The organism is Blautia sp. HCN-20427 (genome assembly GCF_037890365.1).
Lineage (GTDB): Bacteria > Bacillota > Clostridia > Lachnospirales > Lachnospiraceae > Blautia.
The window spans coordinates 1-1,583 of record NZ_JBBKBX010000059.1 but is presented as its reverse complement, the minus strand read 5'-3'; the positions used below and the strand labels follow the sequence as shown (position 1 = coordinate 1,583).

General features: G+C 34.4%; 1 protein-coding gene. It reads left to right on the top strand.

The features are described 5' to 3' along the window. The first annotated feature begins 114 nt into the window (after positions 1 to 114). Positions 115 to 1,446, top strand: a complete 1,332-nt coding sequence (locus tag WKT17_RS16175; RefSeq protein ID WP_291681937.1) for an IS4 family transposase — start codon at positions 115 to 117, stop codon at positions 1,444 to 1,446. The last annotated feature ends 137 nt before the right edge of the window (positions 1,447 to 1,583 follow it).

The window sequence follows — 1,583 nt, the reverse complement described above, 5'->3', positions numbered from 1 at the left end:
TTGTGTCAGCAATGAAATAAACCACCTGCTATGCGCAACATCATAAACTTAAGAGAATTTGCTTTGAGATAGGCAGGTTCTTTTATTTATGATAAAATTTAAGCAGGGGTGCATATGAGGAGTACCTATATTGAAAGAATCCAAAAACTTTCTGAAAAACTGTCTGATCCTGCTTTGGCAGAGCGGGCAAGAAAAATAAACAGTAATACTTTTTCAAGAAACAGAAAAATGCCTTTAAAAGATATCTTACTGTGTTGCCTTTCCAAAAAAGGGCTTACTACTACACTAGAATTGAGAAACTATTTTATACAAAAGGATGTTCCTTCCATGAAAATGTCGAAACAAGGGTATTTACAACAGCGAAAGCGTCTTAATCCTGAAGTTTTTTCTTATCTGAATGATGAATATATGGCTGATTTCTATCATTCTTCTGAACCAAGGCTCTGGAATGGATTTTTGTTACTGGCAATTGATGGAAGTAAAGCGGAAGTGCCGAATTCACCAGAGAACCGGGAGCGTTTTGGAAAAAGTAATAATCAACACTCAGAACTTGGACAGGTGCGGGCGCTTGTAAGTGGCATGTATGATATTTTGAATCATTTTTATCTGGATATTGAAATTTCACATATTTCTACCAGCGAAACGGAGCTTGCCAAGAAAAATCTTCATCACTTAACGCATATAGATATCAAACAGCCCGTATTAGCTATTTTTGACAGGGGATATCCATCTATGGAATTTATTGATTTTCTGGAAACGGAAAAAATCAATTACTTATTCCGCATTTCTTCCAATGATTATAAATTTGAGCGTAGAAATATGAAATCGACTGACGAAACGGTTATTTTACGGCATACCTATCAGCGATTAGAGAAAATAAGAAAAAAGCATCCGGAGAGATTAGAGCGTATGAAAGAAAAAGGGTATACGAATACGAGAATCATGACCTCTATGCTTCCTTCTGGAAATGAATTGACACTTATGACGAATCTCCCCTTTGAATTTTCTCAGAAACAACTGGAGGATTTATATTATCAAAGATGGGAAATAGAGAAGAAATATCATACACTTAAGAATAAAATGAAGTTTGAAAGTGTAACAGGAAAATCAACCATCTATGTAGATCAGGATTTTCGTGCACAAGTGTTGGTATATAATATACTGCAGGATATACGCAAAGAAGCCGATGAGGAGGTATCTGTAAGAGGTCGTAAAAAAGGCAGCAAATATCCTATGCACACAAATGAAAATATTGCCATAGGACTGTTTAAAGAACAGATGATAAAGCTAATCCTTGAAAAAAATGCTGTAAGAAGAGGACAATTGCTTTTTAAACTGCAAACAGAAATGGAAGAATATATTTTGCCTCAAAGAAATCTGCCTGGAAAGGAACGGAAAAAGAATCTTTCAAATAAATACAAAAACAATCAAAAAAATAGTTTTTAAAAAAGTCCATACAATTCCATTGGGGAAAGTATGGACTTTTTTAATATAAATATAATTCTTATATCTGAAAAAGTAACGGATATAGGAATAATTTCCTCTTAAGTTTATGATGTTGCGCTAAGCGGGTGGTCATGACT